Below are 24,284 nucleotides of genomic sequence, written 5' to 3' on the forward strand. Positions count from 1 at the left end.
AATATCTCAAGGGAGCAGAACTATGACAACTAAACAAAATATTTACATTATTTCTGATTCTAGTGGTGGCACTGCACAAACAATTGCTCAAACTGCTGCGTCACAATTTCAAAATCTGACTACTGAAATTAGACGTTTCCCATTCGTCCAAACCGAATCAATGCTGGCAGGAATTTTAAAACTGGCCAAACAAAATCAAGCCATTATTTTTCATACTTTTAGTCAGCATTGAATTAAGCAAGCAAGTGGCTGAATTCTGTAAACAAAACAACATGTATAACTTTGACTGCGTTCAACAGCCAATGCATATGCTCGCCCTTGCCACTGGTGAAGAACCTGCCCATGTCCCTGGATTAATTCATGATTTAAATGAAAATTACTTTGAACGAATTTCCGCGATTGAATTTGCCGTCGAAAACGATGATGGCAAAAACACTAAGGGGTTGCTCCAAGCAGACATCGTTCTTCTAGGTGTCTCCAGAACATCTAAAACACCGCTCTCACTCTACTTAGCTAATCATAACCTCAAAGTAGCCAATCTACCTATTGGCCCAACTATGCAAATTCCTGAAGAATTAAAGCAGGTTGAAACTAAACGGATTTTCGGCCTAATCAATACTCCCGAAAAATTAAGCCGAATTAGAAAACAACGGATGATTTCATACGGAATGGATGCTAATACTCCATACTCCGATCCTGAGTACATCAAAAAAGAGTTAAATTTTGCTAAAAAACTGTATCGGGACCTTGGCTGTTTATCAATTAATGTCTCTAACAAATCCATCGAGGAAACCTCAACCATTATCTTAGAGAGCCTTGACCTCGATGAAACTGCTTTAAATCCCGATTAAAATGGTTGGTTGGTCATCATATCTTGGAGAATATCTGGATTAAACTTTTGTTCACGTAACATCTTAACTTCATAACCATGCGGATTATAACGAATTTTTTTATCGTTTTCGTCCTTCAAAATTGGCGTTTCCATAATCTTGGGAACGCTTTTTAATTGTTCATGATGTGCAATATAGTTCAAAGCATCAAAGCCAATCGTTCCTAACCCAATAATTTCATGCCGATCTTTATGACTACCCATTGGATTTTTAGAATCATTTAAATGAACCACTTTTAGACGATCAATTCCAATAATTTTGTCGAATTCAGCAAGCACACCATCAAAATCATCTTTCACGTTATAACCTGCGTCATTGGTATGACAAGTATCAAACGTGACTGATAACTTATCGTTGTCTTGAACTTGATCAATAATGTCAGCAATTTGTTCGAAAGTAATGCCCACCTCGGTTCCTTTACCAGCCATCGTTTCAATGGCAATTTGGGTGGTTTGATCAGGCTCAATCACTTCGTTTAAACCTTTAGCAATGTTGGCAATTGCTGCTTGGGCCCCTGCCCCAACATGAGCTCCTGGATGAAGCACAATTTGACTGGCCCCGATTGCCTGAGCTCGTCTAATTTCTTCATGTAAAAAATCAATACCGAATTGAAAACTATCAGGCTTTTGGGTATTTCCCAAGTTAATAATATACGGTGCGTGAACAACTGAGGCCACCAGCCCATTATCTTTCATGTACGCTTGGCCCTCTGCTCCCATTAACTTTTCGATTGGTTTACGAACTGTGTTCTGCGGAGCCCCTGTATAAACCATGAACACATTTTCTTTTAATTCATGCGCTTGTTTAGCAGACCCCAAAAACATTTCTTTACCGTTCATACTGACATGTGATCCAATTAAAAAAGTATTACTATCCATTGACTACTTTCCTCCATTCAAAATTAATTGCGCAACCTTAGATGATGCTTGGCCTGTTTCCCAAGCACAAAATTGGTCATTAAATTTGTTCATGTGTTGTTCATATCCTGGAAATTGTCGATATTTTTTAAATTCGGCAAGCTTTTTGGATAATTCAATTCTGGTTGTCACCAGCGGACCAGACAAATTATCCGCTTGATAATTAAAATAAAAGCCTCGCAATTCATCGCGATAGTGCTCTAAGTCATAAGCATAAAATAACGTTGGACGCTTTAAATTAGCATAATCAAACATTACAGAAGAATAATCGGTGATCAACAAATCAGCAATTAAGTATAATTCGTTAATGTCATTATCGGCTAATACGGTTACGCGGTCCTCATAACCAGATATGTTAATTTTATCCTTAACTAGGTAATGTGGTCTAATAATTAGCTGAGTGTCATCGCCAACTTCAGTAAAAAAGTCCTTCAAATCAAATGGCAACTCAAAATTATAGACACCTTTTTGTTTATAATCATCATCACGCCAAGTTGGTGCATACAAGATAACCGTGTTTGGAAGTTTACCTAATAATTTTTGCTTTAATTCAGCAACCTTGTCTGATCGATTTTGCGTGTATAATACATCATTTCTTGGATAACCAATGTTTAAAAATTGATTTTTAAAGTCAAAAGCTGATTTGAAGATATCTTGAGAATATTGATTAGGCGCGATTAGCGCATCCCAACGGTTGGCTTCCTGCTGAAATTGTTCGTGATATTTAGCTGTGGTGGTTCCAGGAATTTCCACATTATCAATATCTCGACCCAGCTTTTTTAATGGCGTACCATGCCAAGTTTGAATATAGTGAGTGCGACGATTTTTATGCCACCATAATGGCAATCGTGAGTTCATCACCCAGTATTCAGAGGTGGCCATTAATACCGCCCACGCAGGGGTAAACCGTCGAATTAGCTTAATTTCTGGGTGAGTCACTGATAGGCGCCGATACTCAGAGGGTTTCACACTAAAATATGCACTATCTTGATAGTTAGCATCAATATTCACCAATTCTTGGTAAATGGCATAAGGATTATCATTAATGTCCCTACCATTGAAACTTTCAAAGACCACGCGGCGCTTTTTTATCGGCATACAAAGAAACCCATCGTTAATAACGATGAGCACTAGCCGAGCAATAAGTTTTAATAGTTGTTTAAATTTATTACCCATATTAATTACCTGCCTATATAAGGTCAACAAATCGTGATCGGAACTTGTAGTGAAGATGTGATCCCACCAATAAGAAGAACAGGACGAATCCCCAGAAAACAAGATTCAAGGTTCCTTGTTCCCAGAAATGACCTTGATTAAACATTGCTTCTCTAAAGCCATTAACCACATAGAAGAACGGATTTAACTCTAACACTCTGACCATGGGTGCCGGAAAGGCATTAGTTTGAAAGTTAAACAATACCCCTGATAGGTAGAATAACATTCTCATTAAAGATTGAAGGAGGATTTTGTAATCCCGAATCAATACCGAAATTGTTGAATTAAAGATTCCAAAAGCAATTAACCAAGCAATCATACAGATGAAGTAGTAAATCCATTCAAACCAAGAAATCGTTGGATATACTTTGTTAAGTAACCCAATTAAAATAGTGAACACTAACATAGTCCAAAAAGTAGTTAAGTTACTTACCACTTTAATTGTAGGTAGGATACTAACTGGAAATTTCATTTTCGAAACCATTCCAACCCGTTCATAAATACTCTTAGAAGCATCTAAAGTAACTCGGTTCATGAAGAACCAAGGAGTAATTCCGATAACCATCCATGGTAAGTAGCCAATTCCATGCGTGGCATTTCCATGCTTCAATCCAACCCCGAAAACAATCCAGTATATTCCGATTTGAATCAATGGATAAAGGTATTCCCACATTAAACCTAAATAATGACTTTGATACTCTGCTTTATCTTCATAGCGCGAAATTCTGAAAATAATTCCAATATTCTGAATTTGCTCTTTAATTAATGTCCATGCTTCTTTCAAAACAAGTTCTCCTTAAATTTAAGAATTAAAATATTTTTATATAATGTTCAATCACTCTGTTAGCGGCATTCCCATCATTATAGGTGTTCCATTGCTTATTAAAGTTCCGGAAATCTGACGGTTGGTCAACAACAACTTCTTCAGCAAGTTCCTTAACTGTCAGAATTGGCTTAGTTGGTAACCAATCTAAGAAATCATTTTGAATGCCTGGATTTTTTCGATAGCTTTCCAAATCATACATAAAGAAAATAACTGATTTGGCATTCTTAAGCAAACTAAAGTCGAACACCACCGATGAGTAATCCGTTACTAATGTATCCGTAACCGTTAGTAAATCGTTAGTCGAAAATTGATGATAGAAGCGAATCCGTGGATTTCGAACTTCTCGAACCTTATCCTCACGGTCTTGAACCACCGGATGAAGCTTAATGACGACAATTGAATCCGGATCACTGGTCAAGGCATTACTGACCCCATGAGGTAATTTAAACGTTCCATCATCACGGTATGTAGGTGCATATAAGATTACTCGTTTACCTTTTAATTCAGGCGCCGAACGATAGATTCTTTCGCGAGAGGCCTCATTTGATTGTTCATCAAATAAATCATCAGAACGAGGGTAACCTAATAGTTTCATTTGCTCTGCTTTAGCATGATAACTTGTCTGAAACACGTTACCCATCGCTTCAGATGAGACAATATAATCATCGAATTTATCATATACTGATTGGAACCGTTTCTTATCAGAATTAGTTCTTTCATCAGTTGTTGGATCTTCCCAACCAAATTTTTTAATTGCCCCGTTTGCATGCCAAAGCTGGATGACTTTCATTTTGGGAGTCTTAACAATCCCTCCTAAAAAAGCATAGTAGTTGTCGCAAAAAATTAACCTAGCACTCATTACCTTAGGAATCTTGCTAACCACAAAATTCAAATTGTCTTTAAATGGTCTAGTAATGATTCCATATGCGGCCAAATCGGTCGCCGCTGCCTCAGTATTACTACGATAATATACCATGAGGCGACTGTTCTTAGGCTTATTTGCAGCTAATTTTTTTATGAAGTCTACGTTATTATCAAAACTCATAAAGTAAACAATGTTTCTCTTTTTTTAAATAGATTCAAAATCGACATGACCCTAATTAAAAAGAGATAAATCACTTTCACCATACTCACCAATTTCTTTTAAGATTCGTTAACCCGAGTATTATACCATATCGAGTTTGCGATATTTTACTCAACTGTAATCATAGATAATTCTTTAGAATTAAGGCATTGGATCGTAGAATCGACCGACAATTTTAACCGTATCCGACAACGATGCAAATGCATTCGGATCAGATTCGAGCAGTGCTTCCTCTAATTCACCCATTTCATACCTTGAAATAACAGTGAATAAAATCGTCTTTGAATCGTGTTGATAAGCTCCTTCAGCATTGTGCACGATAGTAATTCCTCGTCGCAAATGATTTTGAACACTATCGATAACCGTATTTGGTCGTGAAGTAATAATCATAACTTGCATCCGTTGTTGCTTAGTATATGTCATATCCATAACCTTAGCATTCACGATTAAACTCAAAACAGAATAAAATGCATATGGCCAACCATACATTAATCCAGCAGCTAAAATAATAAATACATTAAACGTGATGTTAATTGAACCAATGGACCGCCCCGTACGATCCCGAATCACAATACCTAAAATATCTAAGCCCCCAGTTGAAATTCCATTCTTCAAAGCAAGACCCGTTCCAAATCCATTTACCGCTCCACCAAAAATGGCACAAATAATCGGATCATGCGTCAATTGTATTGGGTGCATCATTTGAATCATTAAACTTGATAAAAATACCGTGAAAATTGTAAAGACCGTAAATTGCTGACTAATTGCTCGCCAAGCTAATAAAAATAACGGAATATTCAGTATGAATAAGCCAATTCCAGTGGTAATCGTAATTGGTAAGAATCGTTCAGAAATTGTTGTTAGCAACTGCGCAAAACCAGTAATTCCTGATGAGTAAATATGTCCCGGTGTCCAGAAGAAATTCACCGCAATTGATACTAAAATTGCATAGATAAAAGAAGTCGATGCTTTTGTGATGTATGCATGCCGCTTAAGTACCTTTGAAACGTCGTCCATTTAATTAGCCATCCCCATTCGAATTTGTTCATATTGATTATATGCTTATTTATGTAATAAAAAAGGCCGATTTTTAATCAGCCAATTCATTGATGCTATTTTTGTTCCTTATCACCATTGTCGGCAACAAAATTCCTAAGTCTTCCAATTGCTTGTTAGCAACTGGGGCTGGGGCACTAGTTAATGGTTCAACTGCCTTAGAGTTCTTAGGGAATGCAATTACATCTCGGATATTATCTCGGTCGGCCAACAATCTAACAAATCGATCTAAACCGATTGCTAGACCTCCATGAGGTGGAAAACCGTAATCCAAAGCATCCAGGAAGTAACCAAACTGTGCTTGGGCACTTTCCTTAGTAAATCCAAGAGCTTCAAACATTTTTTCTTGAATATCACGACGGTGGATACGAATTGATCCCCCACCCAATTCGAGACCGTTCAAGATAATATCGTAGCTTTGAGCATATGCCTTATGGGGATCTTCATCCTCATTCATTAAGTAATGAACGTCTTCTTCATTAGGCATTGTGAATGGATGATGGGCAGCAACATAACGCTTTAAATCAACATCGTAGTCGAATAATGGCCAGTCAACAATCCAAAGGAAAGCAAACTTAGATTCATCAATCATATTTTGTTCCTTAGCAATTTGAACCCGTAAGTAAGATAAAGTGTTAGCCACGACGCGGCTATTATCGGCAGCAAATAATAATAGGTCGCCAACATTTGCTTCAGTAGTTGCTAGAATTTGGTCTTTAACACTGTCATCAGTAAAGAATTTAGCAATTGGTCCTGAGAAACCATCATCAGTTACTTTCAACCATGCAAGTCCCTTGGCCCCAAATCTTTCAACGTACTTACCAAACGCATCAAGGTCTTTTCGTGAGTAAAGCTCTGCCCCCCCGGGAACGGCAATTGCTTTAACTTGACCACCATTTTCAACAGCCGAAGAGAATACCTTAAAGTCAACTGACTTCATGATTTCAGAGAGGTCCTTTAGTTCCATACCAAATCTAACATCTGGTTGATCGGTTCCGAAGCGAGCCATCGATTCATCCCAACTCATTCTAGTAAATGGTAATTTAACCTCAACGCCTAAAGCATCCTTCATTACTTTAGCAATTAAGCCTTCAGTAACTTCTTGGATTTCTTCGGGATCGGCAAATGACATTTCCATATCGATTTGGGTAAATTCTGGTTGCCGGTCACCACGTAAATCTTCATCACGATAACACCGAGCAATTTGGTAGTATTTATCAAATCCAGCTCCCATTAACAATTGCTTAAATTGTTGAGGTGACTGAGGTAACGCATAGAAGGAACCAGGATAAACTCTTGATGGCACTAAGTAATCTCGAGCCCCTTCTGGAGTTGATTTCGTCAGCGTTGGAGTTTCAATATCAATAAATTCTTGTGAATCAAAGAAGCTGTGAACAGATTGAATAATACGATTACGCATCAAAATACTACGTTGCATTTCTGGACGACGTAAATCTAAGTAACGGTACTTTAATCTTAGCTCGTCAGAAACATTGATATTATCTTGAATATAGAATGGTGGAGTTTTGGCAGTAGCCAGAATCTTAGCCTCCACAATATCCACCTCAATTTTTCCAGTTCTCATTCGATCATTAACTTCTTTTTCTGACCGAGCAACAACCTTACCTCGAACTTCAATGACGTATTCGCCACGAAGCTGATCAGCCACCTTTAAAGCTTCCTGACCATATTCTTCGCTAAACACAAGTTGAACGATTCCTTTAATATCTCTAAGATCGATAAAAATTAAACTACCGAGATCCCGACGCTTTTGAACCCATCCCTTAAGGACAACTTCTTCGCCGATTAAATTTTCATCTACTAATCCTGCATATGTTGTTCTTTTCATTTTGTCATTTCCTTACTCATCAAAATTATTGGTAATTACAGTGTTAAAGTTGGTCATGATTTCACTAATTGGCACACTAACTTCTTTACCCGAAACCATCGACTTAACATTAGCGGTTTGGCTTTCTAATTCTCGATCACCAATGGTAATGGTAAATTGAGCATTTAGTTTGTCAGCTGCTTTAAACTGCGCTTTGGGCTTCCGATCAAGATAATCCCGATCTGCAGAAAAGCCGTCATCTCGCAATGCTTGTACTATTTTTAGTGTAACTTCGCTCGTGCCCTCACCAATTCCAACTGCATAAACATCTAACTGATCAAGAATTGGTAACTCGATGTTTTGAGCATCTAAGAGAACCATTAGTCTTTCAACTCCTAGCCCAAATCCAATTCCTGGCATTTCTGGTCCACCAAGTTCCTCAACTAACCCGTTATAGCGACCACCAGCACAAATCGTAGTATATCCTTCACCCAGCGACTTTGAGTCAACCATGATTTCAAAGATGGTATGTGTATAGTAATCAAGCCCTCGAACCATTGTTTCATCAACATCATACTCAATGTCCAATGTATCTAACAAGTGCTTAACCGCAGTGAAGTGGGCCTGTGAATCATCTGAAAGATAATCGAGAATTGAAGGGGCCCCCTTAACGATCTCTTGGTCCCGTTTATCCTTACTATCCAAAACTCGTAGTGGGTTTTGTGCAATCTGACTTTGAGTCATCACTTAAATCATCAAAGTATGGATCAAGGTAATCAATCAGCGCTTGACGGTAATTATCCCGAGTTTCTTGGTCACCTAAAGTATTGATAGCCAGCCGTAAGCCAGTCAAACCAAGCCGTTTAAGGAAAGTAATCGCCATTGCGATTACTTCTACATCTAATTCTGGTTCATTACTACCGAAAGCTTCAACCCCGATTTGATGGAACTCACGTTGTCGACCAGATTGAGGACGTTCATATCTAAACATCGAACCCATATAGAATACTTTAACGGGTTTTTGATGCTCTGGACCATATAATTTATTTTCCACGAATGCCCGCACAACGCCAGCTGTTCCCTCAGGACGTAAACTAATATGCCGATCGCCTTTATCGTGAAAGTCATACATTTCCTTAGTAACAACATCAGATGTATCTCCACTAGTCCTTGAAAACACATCAAAATTTTCGAACATTGGCGTTCGAATTTCACGATAACGGTAATTATCGAAGATCATTCTGGCAGTTTCTTCAATATAACCCCATTTTTTCGCTTCATCTGGTAAAATATCGGCCGTTCCTTTTGGTCGTTGATATCTCATGAATAAGCCCTCCTAAATATAAAAAGCACCCCTGTCATCGACAAGGGTGCTCTTCGCACGGTACCACCTTAATAAAACTCAAGAATAACGCTCGCGCGAATAGTAGTTACACCATTAACCTTAACTAAAAAGTGTCATTCAGGATTTTTGTTACGTCTTCGCACCACCCAGACGCTCTCTGCAAACAATATAAGCCTTACTGTTCTTTCCATCGGTTGTTTATTTAACTAAATATAACCTTAGTCGAGATTTTCATTAATGTCAAGATGATAAATCAATTGCTTAAACGGTGGCTTACTTTATAATAGAATTACTGAATGAATAGGATGAAAGACATTGAAAAAAATTATACAAAATCGTAGCTGGATAATCACCACATTGACTATTATTACCACCTTAGCAATTATGCTAATTGCCCTGTATGCTAACTCTGTGACGGTTAAAGTCACTTCACTTAATTTACGAACTGGACCCGCAATTACATATTCCGTTAAGGAAAAGATTCATCAAGGAGAACGCCTCCAAGTAATTGACCGGAAAAATGACTGGATTAAAGTTATTGCTCATCATAAAGATATCGGCTGGGTTGCTTCCTGGCTGGTTGATAATCCCAAGACCAATAATGTTTCTAGCTTGGCTGAAGCAACGATTGTAATTGATCCTGGGCACGGTGGTAGTGATTCTGGTGCGTTATCCACCACCGGTCAAGAAGAAAAAAAATATACACTAATTTTTGCCACAAAACTCGCTAGAACTTTACGTGCTAAAGGCGCGCGGGTAATTATGACTAGAGATAGCAATAAGACAGTTGCGTTAGCAGACCGGCCAAAAATCGCCACTAAAAACTCAGCAAACCTATTTATTAGTATTCACTTTGATTCATCTGATGTTGCTAATGACGCAACTGGAGTTACCACATATTACTATCATCCTGGCCAATCTAAAAATTTAGCTAAGGATGTGAATAAGCGGCTAACCAATTTACCATTACCTAATCGAGGAGCTGAATTTGGAAACTTTTTAGTTATACGCGATATTTCAATTCCCTCAATATTGATTGAGGGGGCTACATTAATAACGATGATGACTTTAAACAGATCACATCTGCAAATTATCAAAGGCAGTATGCTAACGACGTAACTGGTGGCATCAATGATTACTTTAAAGATAATAATTAATAGCAATTAAAAACGCCAAGGATAAATTGATATCCTTGGCGTTTTTTATTTACCAGTTAAAAATCTAGTAGCTCTGGTAATGATGTTACTCGAATATCCGGGTTCCCTGTATGCAGAATCGTGTGATCAACATCAAATAAAGCTGTATTAACATTTGCATTATTACCGGCCTCGACATCCAACTGCCGATCGCCAATCATCATTGTTTGATTAGAAACTAAATCGTACGTTTGCTTTAACCAATTCAACGAATCAGGCTTTGGTTTTCTTGGGAAATCATTGGCAGAAGTAACAAATCCCGAGAATTTATCAAGCAAACCGTAGTTAGCTAATAGTGTCTTAGCTTGTTCATTTCGATGAGTTACTAAATAATTTCCTCCGTCATGATCCAGAGCGAAATCTAGTAACTCCTTTGACCCAATGAACGGTTTTGAAGCAGTAACCATCTCAGCTTGATATTGCGCATTAATTTCCGCTAATTCACTTTCATTAATGCCATAAAAAGCTGCATACTTTTTTAAAGCGGCACCAACTGAATGCTGTCTCATCACCACATAAATATCGTGTTCATCGATTTCAACGCTATCAATATCCAAATCATTTAGTGCCTTCGTGAAGGCTTGAACCATTTGGGGATAAGTATCAAACAAAGTACCATCAAAATCCCAAATTAAATTATTAATCATTCTAAACTCCTAGCAACTATTTATTCTCAGTATCAAACAAAATCGTTACTGGTCCATCATTTTCAATACTGACCAACATATCTGCTCCAAATATCCCCGGTTTAACCGTTAAACCGGTAGACGCTAACTGTTCATTAAATTGCTCGTAGACCTGTTTTGCGTGCTCAGGTTCACCTGCAGAAGTGAAGCTAGGGCGATTACCCTTTTTCGTATCAGCAAATAACGTGAATTGTGAAATCGATAAAACTGCTCCGCCAACTTGCTTAATATCTAAATTAAGCTTTTGATTATCATCCTCAAAAATCCGTAATTTACTAATTTTATGAACTAAATAATCAATCTCTGTATCACCATCGTTATCATTGACACCAACGAGTAATACAAACCCATTAGCAATTTGATTATAGATCTGCTCATCGATTCTAACTGTCGCATGCTTAACTCTTTGAAGAACAATTCTCAATTTACATGACCCCTATCTAAAGATTCTTTCAACTACGTAGACATCTGGAATATTTTTAATGGTATTCGTTAATCGATCTAACTGCTCCAAATTATGAATTCCAACAGAAATTGAAATCGTAGCCATCTTATTATGGTCAACCTGGCCATTGATTGAAGAAACATCCTTGGTAACATTCCCAACCGCATTTAAAACATCAGTTAACATTCCAGAACGATTATATCCAGAAACTGATAGGTTTGCTGGGTATGTTTCTTTGCCTGTCTCAGGATTTTCCCATGACACTTCAATTAGACGTTCACCATTCTCTTCGGCCTTTTTGATGTTGGGACAATTGACCCGATGAACTGAAACACCCCGTCCTTTAGTAATATAACCAACAATTTGGTCACCCGGAACTGGGGTACAACAGTGACTTAAGCGAACCAACATGTTTTCAACGCCTTCGATAATGACCCTACTAGACGATGATGCTTGCCGAGAACTCTTTTGTTGCTTAGTTTCGGTTTTCTCAGAAATTGTCTGATGTTTTTCCAACACTTCTCGTTCAGCCTGATCTTGACGTTCTTTCTTTTGTTGCGCCCGAATATCCTCAGTAATTCGATTAACAACTCCGGTTGGTTGTAAATCACCAAAACCGACTGCTGCCAATAAGTCATCACCATGCTGATAATTCATACCTTTGGCAACTGAATCCAATTTACCATCCGTTAAAACCATCTTAGGATTAAATCCAGCATTTTGCAGATGACGAACTAACATATCCCGACCCGTCTCGATATTTTGTTCTCGATCTTCTTGACGGAAGAATTGTTTAATTTTGTTCCGCGCCCGTCTAGTTTGCACTAGTTGTAGCCAGTCACGACTTGGACCAGTTGAATTAGGTGAAGTGATTATATCAACGATATCTCCGTTTGAGATTTCAAAATCCAACGGCACAATTTTACCATTCACCCTTGCCCCAGTAGTATGGTGACCAACTTCGGTGTGAATAATGTATGCCATATCTAATGGTCCAGCGCCCTTAGGTAACTCAAAAACGTCTCCCTTAGGGGTAAATGCATATACTCGGTCACCGAATAATTCACCTTTAACGCCATCCATGAAGTCAGCAGCATCATCGGTATCTTCTTGAAGTTCAATTATTTCTTTAAACCAATTTAGTTTATTATTATCGTTTGAACCATCCACACCATCTTTAATGCCTTCCTTGTATGCCCAATGAGCAGCAATACCAAATTCAGCAACTTGGTGCATCTCTTGAGTTCTAATTTGCACTTCCAACGGCTTGCCTTCAGGACCAATGACGGTGGTATGCAAAGATTGATACATATTGGCCTTAGGCATCGCAATGTAATCTTTAAACCGACCAGGCATGGGTTTCCATTCCGAATGGATAGCTCCCAGCACTGCATAACAGTCTTTGATTGAATCCACAATTACCCTAATTGCCAATAAATCATAAATCTGACTAAATTGCTTATGCTGATCGACCATTTTTCGATACACAGAATAAATGTGCTTAGGCCGACCATAAATATCGACTTTTAAGTGTAAATCAGCAATTGAGTCCTCAATCTGACTAATCGCCTTTTGAATATAATCTTCTCGTTGATCTCGCCGTGAGTTCATTAAATGAACAATTCGATAGTACTGTTGCGGATTTAAGTAACGTAAACTAATGTCCTCTAGCTCCCACTTAATCGTTCCAATCCCCAAACGATCAGCAATTGGTGCATATATTTCTAGCGTTTCTTTAGCTATGCGCCGTTGCTTATCAGGACGTAACGATTTAAGCGTTCGCATATTATGCAAACGATCTGCTAGCTTAACAAGCATAACTCGTATATCTTGGCACATTGCTAATAATAACTTTCGGTGATTTTCAGCTAATCTTTCTTGGCTAGATTTATATTTAATTTTAGATAACTTAGTAACTCCATCCACGATAAGCGAAACATCATCGCCAAACAGTTCCCTGACGTCGGCCAAGGTTACTCCCGTATCTTCGACAATATCATGTAAAAAGCCAGCCGAAACAGTGGCTGGATCCATATGAAGATCAGCCAAGATCCCGGCGACCTGAATTGGATGCGTGATGTATGGTTCACCGGATTGTCGCTGTTGATCGGCGTGGGCAACTTTAGCAAACTGATATGCTTTTTCTACTTCTCTAACATGCTCATCGTTCATATATTCGGCTGCTTGCTTGATAACTTCATCGGCAGTCCATATTTTTGTGGCCATAAAATCACTTACTTTCTTGGTAAATACTTAGCCCTATTCTACAATTAATTGATTAATGACTCAATTCAAAATGATATGATGCGGCTGCCAACACGTAAAATGGGGCAGTCTCGGTCCTCAAAATTCGTGGACCTAATCCCGCGGAAATAAAATTGTGTGCCGTTAGTTGGTTAATTTCATCGTCAGAAACACCACCTTCAGGTCCGATTACAAATACCGCGGATTGTCCTATGTTCATATCTGCAAATACTTTACTTAATTTTGATTGTTCCCCTTGCTTAGCGGATTCCTCATATGCTACCACACGGGCATCATAGCCAGAAACCGAAATATCTGTAATTTTATCCGCATACTTAATTTCTGGAATCATATTCCGATGCGATTGTTCAGCAGCACTCTTAGCGATTTCTTGGAGCCGACTAACTTCTTAGGGGCTTTATCATTCCAATTAACCACCGATCTTTGCATTTCCGTAAAAACAATTTCGGATACTCCCAACTCAGTTGCCTTTTGAACGATAATTTCTGGCTTACTTTGTTTAGGTAATCCACAAATCAACGAAATTTTAACGGGCAATTCAACATTGTGATTTAAATCACGAATAATGTGGCAAATTGCTCGTTGTTCCTTAATTTGACTTAATTCAGCTAAGTATACACGATGATCGTTTAGAACTAATTCTACTTGCTCACCAACGTCACTTCTCAAAACTCTGACAAAATGTTTAGCAACATCCGCTGGTAACTCAATATTATGATCATCTGGTAAACTACTATCAATAAAATAATGTTGCATAACTATTCTCCATCTGCACTAGGTTTTTGGGCAATAATTGAATACCAATCACCCATATTTAAAACTTGCAAGACTTTAAAGTTCTCAGATTTAATTGCTTCACGAACGACATCTAATTTAGAGTTAATAATTCCAGCTGTGATAAAGATTCCACCTGGCTTTAAATTTTCGAATGCCTGCGGTGCTAATGGTACTAGAATTTCTGCTAAAATATTCGCTACTACAATATCAACTTGCTTATGAATCCCGTTTAATAAATCATTCGCAACGATCTCCATAGAATCCTCATCGAAATTAAGCCGAACATTATCCTTAGCTGATCTAACTGCGATATCATCGACATCCGTTGCAAAAATATCACCAACGCCTAAACGTCTAGCAGCAATACTCAAAACTCCTGAGCCGGTTCCAACATCAATCATTGATTCACCACCACGAATGACCGTTTCGAGGGCTTGCAATGATAACTGGGTAGTTGGATGAGTACCCGTGCCAAAGGCCATACCTGGATCAAGACGAATTACTTGTTCATCACCAGTAGTTGGATTATAACCCTCCCAGCTTGGAACAATCGTTAAGTATCTGGTAAGTCTGACTGGATGATAGTACTTTTCCCATTCCGTAGACCAGTCTTCATCTGCGACCAGGTTAGACTTAACTTCAGCTGGTCCAGGATTTAAGCCGAAACTGCTTAGATTTCTAACTCGTTCCTCAATTAGCGGAATCTTCGCCGCAATCTTTTCACTATCAGGAAAGTATGAGCTTACAATAGCCCCATTAGTAATATGCGGAATATCTTTAATATCAAATAATCGACCGTGTTCCGCCTCAATTTGCGGATTAATTTGCTTAAAATCTTCAGCGTCCTCGATTTTAACGCCACTTGCATCGAAGTCCATAAAAATGTTGGCAACCGCTTCAACGGCCTCGCTAGTTGTTAATACAGAAACCTGTGTCCAATTCATAAATAAATTCCTTTCTGATACAAAAAAGCATCCTATTTGGATGCGCCATTTGATACTTCTTCTTCCTCATCAAAATCATCATGCACTTTGGCATCGTGGTTAAGTAGACGAGATTTTAAGTATTCTAATAATTCGGCTTCTGTGCGGAATACACGCGGATGCTTTTGTTTATGAAGTCGTAAATCGATTTCTTTAATCCGCTGTCTTCCAGTCCACTTGTGACTGTACCTAACTATCAGTCTATTATCAAGTTGCTTTTTTCCAAACTTAAAAATATAGATATTTTCGGGTGTCAACAAGGGGCGCATATACTCTTTTTTATAGAAAAAGCCATTTTTTCTAAGAAATTGTTTAGTGCGACTGAGAATAATGAACACCTCCTGCATGCTTTTTGTTGCTTGTTAAACTCTTCATAAAAAAACAATTAATATATATACTAATGTAACGCGGCTAAAAACGCAAACGATTTATTTGAATTTTTCCAATTTGTTTGTAATGATAGTTCTAAGGAGATGAACCTACATGGAAATGTTTCGCGTCCGATTTATTAACCGCATCACTGATGAAACAATTAGAATTGGTTATACATCAATTCTAGAAAACAATTTAAGTCCCACAATTTATGAGGGACAACAAATTTTTTACCGTGATCACTTACAGCCCGATTTACTAAAAACTGGAGTCGCGGCTCTTGATGCATTGGACACTATCTTCAAAGCCATCCCTGATAAATATGTCCTTAGACAGGTAGCTTTTGAAGCTTCCCATAATCCTGGAATTCTACAAGTTCCCCCTAAAAATTTATTCAATGATTATGTCATTGAACACAACTTACTTAGCCGGGTTAAATATCACCGAGATGCCGAAAATAAAATTATTATCGACACTAATTTAATTACGGAACTACGAATTGGTTAACACTAAAAAAATGGAACTAGAAGTTACTAACTTCATTATAGTTCCATTTTTTTATTTATCACTTTGTTCGTCTTCGCCGGTTTGTAAGACTGCCATAAATGCAGCTTGTGGAATTTCGACCTTACCAACGGACTTCATCCGTTTCTTACCTCGCTTTTGTTTATCCAACAGCTTAGCTCGTCGGTCTGGATCACCAGTATGAATTTTAGAAGTAACATCTTTTCGATATGCCTTGATGTTAGTTCTAGCAATCACCTTGGAACCGATGGCGGCTTGAATTGGAATTTCGAAGTTTTGTCGAGGGATAATACCCTTTAATTTAGTCACAATGTCCCGACTTCTACTATCAGCAAATTGTTTATGCGTAATGAAGCTCAAAGCATCGACTTTATCACTGTTCAACAAGATATCGACCTTAACTAAATCACTTGGGCGATATTCTTCGAGATCATAATCCAGGGATGCATATCCACGTGTACTTGATTTTAGCTTGTCAAAAAAATCAAAGATGATTTCAGATAATGGCATGTGATAAATCACGTTAACCCGATAATCATCTAAATAATCCATAGTCTCAAAAATTCCTCGACGTCGTTGGCAAAGTTCCATTACTGCCCCAACATATTCATTTGGAACCATAATTGTAGCCTTGACAAAGGGTTTCTAAAATCGACTTAATTTCAGAAGCATCTGGCATTTCAGAGGGGTTTTCGACTTCAATCTCAGTACCATCAGATTTATTAACATTATACGTAACCGATGGTGCCGTCGTGATCAAGTCCAAATTAAATTCTCGTTCTAGTCGTTCTTGGACAACATCCATATGCAGGAGTCCTAAGAACCCACAGCGGAATCCAAAGCCTAACGCCTGTGAAACTTCTGGTTCGAATTCTAAAGCCGCATCATTTAATTTTAATTTTTCTAAGGATTCTCGCAAGTCTTCAAATTTAGCATTATCAGTTGGATAAAGCCCGGCATAAACCATTGGATTCATTTCTCGATAACCAGGTAAGGCTTTATCTGCCTGATTAGTAGCATTAGTAATCGTATCACCCACTCGAGTTTGGGTAATGTCCTTGATACTAGCCGTAATATAACCAACGTCCCCAGACATCAAGTAATCACGCTTAACTGGGTGTGGTGAATTGACGCCAACCTCAGTCACTTCATACTCTGAGCCAGAGTTCATTAACTTAATTCGATCACCCGGTTTAACAGTTCCGTCTTCAAGTCTAACACTAAGGACCACCCCACGATAATCATCATAAATGGAATCAAAAATCAAAGCTTTCAATGGTGCTGTGACATCGCCGGTTGGCGCTGGCACCTTAGCAACGATTTGTTCAAGTAGTTCTTTAATTCCAATTCCTTTTTTAGCACTAGCCATAACGGCATCGGAAGCATCAATCCCAATAACATTTTCAATTTCTTCTTTAACTTTATCAGGTTCAGCTGATGGCAAGTCAATCTTATTGATTACTGGCACAATTTCTAAATCGTCGTCTAAAGCTAAGTATACATTAGCCAAGGTTTGCGCCTCAACCCCTTGAGCAGCATCGACAACTAAAATGGCTCCTTCGCAAGCTGCCAAGCTTCTGGAAACTTCATATGAAAAATCGACGTGTCCTGGTGTATCAATTAAATGAAACTCATAGTCATTTCCATCATCAGCGTGATACTTCAGTTCCACAGCATTTAATTTAATGGTAATGCCTCGTTCACGTTCAAGATCCATATTATCTAATAGTTGATCTTTCATTTCCCGTTCAGACACGGTGTCAGTCATTTCAAGAATTCGGTCCGCCAGTGTCGACTTCCATGATCAATATGCGCAACAATGGAAAAGTTACGGATATACTTTTGATGCTCTTTCATTTTTTCAATATCCATGTTGATATCTCGCTTTCGTTCAAATTACTAACTAGTTCAATTATAAGTGATTGAACCACCAAAAGAAAAGAGGCTGCTAGAAATGTTTATCACTAGCAGTCTCTTTATTCATTCTAAAATACCAACGACGAATTAAATTAGCACAATTTTAATTGCTAATTAATTTGTAAAACTTTACTTCTTACCGTCAAAAGCATCCTTTAATTTATCAAACAGGTTTCCTGACTTACCTGATCCCAAATCTCCTTCACCTGAAGCAGCAGCTAACGCTTCAAGCGCAACCTTTTGCTCCTTGCTTAGAGCTTTTGGTGTGACAACGTTAACTGTAACTCGTTGATCACCATTTCCTTTACCACGTAGGTGTGGGGCACCCTTACCACGTAATTTAAATACTGTGCCGTTCTGGGTTCCCGCGGGAATTGTTAAGTCAACATCACCATGAACTGTTTGAACTTTAACTTTACCACCAAGTGCAGCCTTGGAAAAACTAATGTCTTGGTTCATGTAAATTGTTGCACCGTCACGTTGGTAGATCTTTGAAGGCTTAACCTTAAATACAATATACAAATCACCATAAGGTCCGCCATTTTCCCCGGCTTCGCCTTGATTTTGCAATCGCATTTGTTGACCATCGTCGACACCAGCTGGAACAGTAACTTCAATCTCATGGCTTTGATCAACGTGACCACTACCACCACAAGTTGGACATTTTTCTTTAATTTCTTTACCAGTTCCGTTACATACTGGACATTCTTGACGAGTCTGCATTCTTCCAAGTGGTGTATTAGTTTCAACGGTCACAAATCCTCGACCACCACAGTTATGACACGTTACCGGAGAAGTTCCAGGTTTGGCACCAGTTCCACCACAGGTGTCACATTGAGCTTCACGATTATATTTGATTCGCGTTTTCTTTCCAAAAATGGCCTCTTCAAATTCCAAAGTCATCTGGTACTGCAAATCTCGACCCTGTCGTGGTGCAGTTGGGTCAACGGTTTGTTGACCGCCACCACCGCCAAAGAATTGACTAAAGATATCATCAAATCCAAAACCGCCGCCAAAATCTGCGCCACCTTGTGAGTAGCCACCGCCACCAAATCCTTGAGGACCTTCTGCAGAACCATATTGATCATAGTTAGCTCGTTTTTGAGAATCACCTAATACTTCATAAGCTTCAGTGATATCCTTAAATTTTTGCTCAGCATCTGGTGCTTTGTTAATATCTGGATGGTATTTTTTTGAAAGCTTTCTGTAGGCGTGCTTAATGTCGTCGTCAGAAGCATCCTTGGATACCCCAAGAATATCATAATAATCTTTGTTAGCCATGCTAAACTCCCGTCTTAGTTACTTTATCATCCTTGACAGAATACCATATTTTAACAAAAAGCCAAAGCTCACTAGCCTTGACTTTTTGGACAATTAATTATTTTTTGTCATCGTCAACTTCTGAGAAGTCACCATCAACAGTACCGTCATCTTTGTTACCATCTGCAGAACCCGCATCTGCGGACCCATCAGCGGCTTGACCATCTTGGGCTTGATCTTGATATAACTTAACTGCTAGATCTTGAGTAATCTTAGTAAGTTCATCTTTTTAGCCTTCATATCGTCAATATTATTATCTTCTCGTGCCTTCTTCAAAGCATCACGAGCATCGGTTGCCTTTTTAATCTCATCTTCAGAAACTTTGTCCTTAACTTCTTCTAAAGTCTTGTCAGTCGAGAACAATAGTTGATCAACTTCATTATTAAGATCGGCAGCTTCCTTACGTTGCTTATCAGCTTCTTCGTTAGCTTGAGCGTCCTTCATCATCTTTTCAATTTCATCATCAGATAGACCAGATGAATCCTTAATGGTGATTTTTTGTTCCTTACCAGTTCCCTTATCTTTAGCAGAAACATTCACAATACCGTTTTTATCGATATCAAATGTAACTTCGATTTGAGGAATTCCTCGAGGAGCAGCAGGAATGTCGGTCAATTGGAATTGGCCTAAGGTTTTGTTGTCAGCAGCCATTGGACGTTCACCTTGAAGAACATGGATATCAACAGCTGGTTGATTATCTGCTGCAGTTGAGAACACTTGTGACTTGCTAGTAGGGATAGTTGTGTTACGGTCGATTAACTTAGTGAACACGCCACCCATCGTTTCGATACCTAATGATAATGGAGTAACATCTAGCAAAACAACGTCCTTAACATCACCAGTAATAACCCCACCTTGAACAGCAGCACCTAAAGCAACCGCCTCATCAGGGTTAATTGAATGGTTAGATTCCTTACCTGTCCAGCTCTTTACTGCTTCTTGAACAGCAGGAATTCGAGTTGAACCACCGTTTAAGATTACTTGGTCAATATCATTAACAGATAAACCAGCATCTTTCAATGCGCTATCAAATGGGACTTTTGTTTTATCAACTAAATCAGCAGTTAATTCATTGAATTTAGCCCGAGTTAATGTTGTTTGTAAATGAAGTGGTCCATTGTCACCTGCAGAAATAAATGGTAGGCTGATTTCCGATTCAGTAACTCCTGAAAGGTCTTTCTTAGCTTTTTCAGCGGCATCTTTCAAACGTTGAAGAGCCATCTTATCATTGGCTAAGTCAACACCATTAGTAGCCTTAAAATCAGCAACGAGCCAATCAATGATTCGTTGGTCAAAGTCGTCACCACCAAGGTGAGTATCACCATTTGTGGAGAGCACCTGGAAAACACCATCACCTAATTCAAGTACAGAAACATCAAATGTACCACCACCCAAGTCATAAACAAGAACCTTTTCATCCTTGTCTTGCTTGTCCAAACCATATGCAAGAGAAGCAGCAGTTGGTTCATTGATGATTCTTTCAACTTCAAGACCAGCAATTTTACCAGCATCTTTAGTTGCTTGGCGTTGAGCATCATTAAAGTAAGCAGGAACAGTAATAACAGCCTTTTCAACTGTATCACCAAGATAGTCTTCAGCAAAACCTTTAATATATTGTAAAATCATTGCAGAAATTTGTTGAGGAGTGTACTTCTTGCCTTCGATATCAACAGTGTAATTTTCTTCACCCATATGACTCTTAATCGAAACTACAGTGTTAGGATTAGTAATTTCTTGTCGTTTTGCAACTTCACCAACTTGTGGTTGGCCATCTTTAAATGCAACAACTGAAGGAGTTGTTCTTGCACCTTCAGGATTAGGAATAATCTTTGGTTCGCTACCTTCTAGAACAGCAACAGCTGAGTTAGTAGTTCCTAAATCAATACCAATAATTTTATTACTTGCCATATTTTATCGTATCCTTTTTTTAAATTATTTTTGCAACGACAACCATTGCGGGACGTAACACACGGTCATTTAACCGGTATCCCTCTTGGAGAACCTGAACAACTGTGTCGGCCTTATGGTCATCATTTGCATCAACCGTTTGAATCGCTTGATGATACTTAGGGTCAAAAACTGCACCCTGAGCATCAATTTTCTCAACTTTATTATCTAGCAGCGCCTTTTCAAGGTGATCAGATACCATCTGAACTCCCTGCTTTAATTGTTTCCCACTTTCATCGGTAACTTCAACACTCAAAGCCCTTTGTAAGTTATCGACAATTGGTAAAATATCATGAGCTAATTGCTGTCCATCGTACTTAATCAAGTCAGCTTGCTCTTTTTTGGCGCGATTCTGAATATTCTTAATTTCAGCTTCAGCTCGGAGATATTTGTTTTCCATATCATCTAATTGAGCTTTCAACTGATCAACTTGATCAATTTCCGGAGAACTCTCTTGTTCAGAGGCTTGATCATCAGTTGATTCGTGGGAATCATCATTGACAGCGTCACTATTTTCTACTGGTTCTTCAGCTGAATCATGCTTTTCTTCTGACAAAAATCGCCTCCTTTAAATTAATTATCATCGTTATCATAGTATCCAAGAATCTTGCGAGTCATTTCTTCCCTAAGAGCACCCACGATTCCAATTACCTTAGCATATGGCATTCTCGTTGGTCCAATTACCGCAATTACACCACGTCCATATTTCTTAAGATCATAAGTACCGGTAATTAAACTATAGTTTCTCAATAAATCATTTCGTAACTCATTACCAATCCTAACCTCAACATCACTAGAATCAGGATTTACTAATTGGGCTACTCCATCACCAGTATCTAACAAATTATACAGCGGCTTCAAATAGTCAATATCTTGACGATCAGCGAAACGGAGTAAATTCAATCTGCCACCAATGTGAACCCGATCTTTCCCAACTTCATTGATCATATCATCAAATATTTTCAAGAAACCTTCTGGCGTTTGGACATACTTTGCAATTAACGCTGGAATTTCAAACTGAAGCTTATTAACAACTTCATTAAGCGGCTTACCAACTAACTCTTCATTAATAATATTAACAATTGTTTGCAACTGTTCCGGCGTGACATCATGTAACCTAACTACTTTATCAACTACATGACCATTATCAATCACGATAATTGCCATTACCTGACGTTCGTCAAGTTTGACCAACCTAAATCCTGATAACTTGATTGTTTTATCTTGTTCAGGGTTAAAGGAAACTGCCATATAACTAGTTAAATCTGATAATACCTTAGCAGACTCTTGGATTATCTCATCAATCCTGTTGAAATCACCGTTAAATGAACTCTTGATGAAATCTTCAGAACTATCATCTAATGGATCAGGCTGAACTAAATTATCAACATAGTAACGATAACCTTCCATCGAGGGAATACGACCTGAAGAAAAATGAGTCTTAGTAATCAGGCCTTTAGCTTCTAGAGTCGCCATCTCATTTCGGATGGTCGCGGAACTAACATGTGTCGGAAATTCATCCGAGAGGACTTTAGATCCCACAGGCATTCCATTCTTCGTGTAATCACGAATAATAATTTGCAAAATCTCGTTTTGTCTATCAGTTAACAATTTGAAATCACCTCTTTTTAGCACTCATAACTATCGAGTGCTAAGGCACATATATAATCTATCAAACCCATAACTATTAGTCAAGACATCAAGCAAATTTTTTAGCAAACAATTCTAATGAGTGCTAATAATTTCTGGATGTAACTTTAAATAGTCACGAGTAAAGACTTCATCAGCGTATAATTGCTCAGTTAGTTGTTCAGTTGTTTCGAATTTAACCTCATCCCGGATATGAGATAACCAATCTACAATCAATGTTTCGCCATAAATATTTTGATTGAAATCTAAAATATTTATTTCTATGGTCATTGGTAAAGTATCAGAAAATGTAACGTTATGGCCAACAGACGCCATCGCAATGTGTTGTTTACCAGCTACTTCAACCCGAACGATGTAGATACCAACGTTAGGCAGCCACTGAAGCTCCGAATGCTCCACATTAGCAGTTGGATAACCCAACAGACGACCAACTTCACGGCCATGCACGACTACCCCACTAGAACGAAATGGACGGCCAAGCAATTGATCAGCTAATTCTATATTACAATTATCAAGTGCTTGACGAATTCTACTTGAACTAACTTTTTCATCAGCTAATTCAACTGGCTTAGCCGTAATGACTTCAAATTTGCCATCACTATATTTGGGCAAATGTTTCATATCAGCAGTGTTAGTACCGCCATAAGTGTGATCGAATCCTGCAACAACTGCTACGGCATTAAAGCGCTTGATAAAATTATCAACAAATTCTTGTTCTGTCTGATTTTGAAATGCATAAGTGTAGTTAGTATAATACACTCGGTCGACACCTAATGATTCAAAAATTCGCATTTTTTCATCATAAAGCGTTAAATACCGCTTTTCATGAGCATTTAATTGTTTGTAAACAATTGCAGGATGATGATCGTACGTTAGCACGCAAAACTTAGCTCCAAGTTCTTGAGCTTTTTGCTTAGCCTGATGCAATACATCTTGATGTCCCAAGTGAACACCATCAAAAAATCCCATTGCTAATACAATTTTTTCTTTACTACCAACATTTTCTGCTAGTGGATAATGTAACTTAACGATTTCCAATT

At 38.3% G+C, this 24,284-nt stretch carries 17 protein-coding genes and 5 pseudogenes; 3 read left to right on the plus strand and 19 right to left on the minus strand.

What is annotated here, in order from left to right; translation table 11 throughout:
* The first annotated feature begins 22 nt into the window (after window positions 1–22).
* Window positions 23–851: pseudogene (locus NBRC111893_RS04925) on the plus strand (pyruvate, water dikinase regulatory protein).
* On the opposite strand, the gene NBRC111893_RS04930 reads toward NBRC111893_RS04925, so the two are convergent.
* The 7 genes and pseudogenes from NBRC111893_RS04930 to hisS all read right to left on the minus strand — a co-directional run bounded on the left by NBRC111893_RS04930 (window position 848) and on the right by hisS (window position 9,140).
* Window positions 848–1,768, minus strand: a complete 921-nt coding sequence (locus NBRC111893_RS04930) for a deoxyribonuclease IV (RefSeq protein WP_125008208.1) — start codon at window positions 1,766–1,768, stop codon at window positions 848–850. The pseudogene NBRC111893_RS04925 and the gene NBRC111893_RS04930 overlap by 4 nt on opposite strands.
* Window positions 1,769–1,771: 3 nt before the next feature.
* Window positions 1,772–2,983 (minus strand): CDP-glycerol glycerophosphotransferase family protein, encoded by a 1,212-nt coding sequence (locus NBRC111893_RS04935; RefSeq protein WP_125008209.1) that lies wholly within the window; start codon window positions 2,981–2,983, stop codon window positions 1,772–1,774.
* 13 nt (window positions 2,984–2,996) lie between these two features.
* Window positions 2,997–3,806, minus strand: a complete 810-nt coding sequence (locus NBRC111893_RS04940; RefSeq protein ID WP_125008210.1) for an ABC transporter permease — start codon at window positions 3,804–3,806, stop codon at window positions 2,997–2,999.
* A 25-nt stretch (window positions 3,807–3,831) separates the two neighbouring features.
* Complete coding sequence (locus NBRC111893_RS04945; protein ID WP_125008211.1) at window positions 3,832–4,893, minus strand: CDP-glycerol glycerophosphotransferase family protein; 1,062 nt, start codon at window positions 4,891–4,893, stop codon at window positions 3,832–3,834.
* A gap of 180 nt (window positions 4,894–5,073) precedes the next feature.
* On the minus strand, window positions 5,074–5,949 hold the full coding sequence (locus NBRC111893_RS04950) for a YitT family protein (protein ID WP_125008212.1): 876 nt from the start codon (window positions 5,947–5,949) through the stop codon (window positions 5,074–5,076).
* Window positions 5,950–6,022: 73 nt separating this feature from the next.
* Window positions 6,023–7,837 carry an aspartate--tRNA ligase gene (aspS, locus tag NBRC111893_RS04955; RefSeq protein WP_125008213.1) on the minus strand — a complete coding sequence of 605 codons (1,815 nt, stop codon included), beginning with the start codon at window positions 7,835–7,837 and terminating at the stop codon, window positions 6,023–6,025.
* A 12-nt stretch (window positions 7,838–7,849) separates the two neighbouring features.
* Window positions 7,850–9,140: pseudogene (gene hisS / locus NBRC111893_RS04960) on the minus strand (histidine--tRNA ligase).
* A 336-nt stretch (window positions 9,141–9,476) separates the two neighbouring features.
* On the opposite strand from hisS, the gene NBRC111893_RS04965 reads away from it, so the two are divergent.
* Window positions 9,477–10,280 carry an N-acetylmuramoyl-L-alanine amidase family protein gene (locus NBRC111893_RS04965; protein WP_369689705.1) on the plus strand — a complete coding sequence of 268 codons (804 nt, stop codon included), beginning with the start codon at window positions 9,477–9,479 and terminating at the stop codon, window positions 10,278–10,280.
* Window positions 10,281–10,374: 94 nt separating this feature from the next.
* Here NBRC111893_RS04965 and NBRC111893_RS04970 read toward each other — a convergent pair whose 3' ends face one another.
* From NBRC111893_RS04970 to NBRC111893_RS04995, 6 genes and pseudogenes are all read right to left on the minus strand, one after another.
* Window positions 10,375–11,004, minus strand: coding sequence for an HAD-IA family hydrolase (locus tag NBRC111893_RS04970; protein WP_125008214.1), 630 nt, complete (start codon window positions 11,002–11,004; stop codon window positions 10,375–10,377).
* A gap of 16 nt (window positions 11,005–11,020) precedes the next feature.
* Window positions 11,021–11,467, minus strand: coding sequence for a D-aminoacyl-tRNA deacylase (gene dtd / locus NBRC111893_RS04975; protein ID WP_125008215.1), 447 nt, complete (start codon window positions 11,465–11,467; stop codon window positions 11,021–11,023).
* Window positions 11,468–11,479: 12 nt separating this feature from the next.
* Entirely contained in the window at window positions 11,480–13,714 is a 2,235-nt protein-coding gene (locus NBRC111893_RS04980; protein WP_125008216.1) for a RelA/SpoT family protein, read from the minus strand.
* Window positions 13,715–13,766: 52 nt separating this feature from the next.
* Window positions 13,767–14,509: pseudogene (locus NBRC111893_RS04985) on the minus strand (16S rRNA (uracil(1498)-N(3))-methyltransferase).
* Between the two features lie 2 nt (window positions 14,510–14,511).
* Complete coding sequence (prmA, locus tag NBRC111893_RS04990) at window positions 14,512–15,474, minus strand: 50S ribosomal protein L11 methyltransferase (RefSeq protein ID WP_125008217.1); 963 nt, start codon at window positions 15,472–15,474, stop codon at window positions 14,512–14,514.
* Between the two features lie 32 nt (window positions 15,475–15,506).
* Entirely contained in the window at window positions 15,507–15,860 is a 354-nt protein-coding gene (locus NBRC111893_RS04995) for a hypothetical protein (protein WP_225417591.1), read from the minus strand.
* Window positions 15,861–15,996: 136 nt separating this feature from the next.
* On the opposite strand from NBRC111893_RS04995, the gene NBRC111893_RS05000 reads away from it, so the two are divergent.
* Complete coding sequence (locus tag NBRC111893_RS05000; RefSeq protein WP_125008218.1) at window positions 15,997–16,392, plus strand: hypothetical protein; 396 nt, start codon at window positions 15,997–15,999, stop codon at window positions 16,390–16,392.
* A gap of 51 nt (window positions 16,393–16,443) precedes the next feature.
* On the opposite strand, the pseudogene lepA reads toward NBRC111893_RS05000, so the two are convergent.
* From lepA to ribF, 6 genes and pseudogenes are all read right to left on the minus strand, one after another.
* Window positions 16,444–18,282: pseudogene (lepA, locus tag NBRC111893_RS05005) on the minus strand (translation elongation factor 4).
* A gap of 174 nt (window positions 18,283–18,456) precedes the next feature.
* Window positions 18,457–19,608 carry a molecular chaperone DnaJ gene (gene dnaJ, locus NBRC111893_RS05010; RefSeq protein ID WP_125008219.1) on the minus strand — a complete coding sequence of 384 codons (1,152 nt, stop codon included), beginning with the start codon at window positions 19,606–19,608 and terminating at the stop codon, window positions 18,457–18,459.
* Window positions 19,609–19,705: 97 nt separating this feature from the next.
* Window positions 19,706–21,555 (minus strand): annotated as a pseudogene (dnaK, locus tag NBRC111893_RS05015) (molecular chaperone DnaK).
* Between the two features lie 19 nt (window positions 21,556–21,574).
* Complete coding sequence (gene grpE / locus NBRC111893_RS05020; RefSeq protein WP_125008220.1) at window positions 21,575–22,150, minus strand: nucleotide exchange factor GrpE; 576 nt, start codon at window positions 22,148–22,150, stop codon at window positions 21,575–21,577.
* Window positions 22,151–22,167: 17 nt separating this feature from the next.
* On the minus strand, window positions 22,168–23,205 hold the full coding sequence (gene hrcA / locus NBRC111893_RS05025) for a heat-inducible transcriptional repressor HrcA (RefSeq protein WP_125008221.1): 1,038 nt from the start codon (window positions 23,203–23,205) through the stop codon (window positions 22,168–22,170).
* Window positions 23,206–23,319: 114 nt separating this feature from the next.
* Window positions 23,320–24,282, minus strand: coding sequence for a riboflavin biosynthesis protein RibF (gene ribF, locus NBRC111893_RS05030; RefSeq protein ID WP_125008222.1), 963 nt, complete (start codon window positions 24,280–24,282; stop codon window positions 23,320–23,322).
* Between the last annotated feature and the right edge of the window lie 2 nt (window positions 24,283–24,284).

It is taken from the genome of Lentilactobacillus kosonis (assembly GCF_003864335.1).
GTDB classification, from domain to species: Bacteria; Bacillota; Bacilli; order Lactobacillales; family Lactobacillaceae; genus Lentilactobacillus; species Lentilactobacillus kosonis.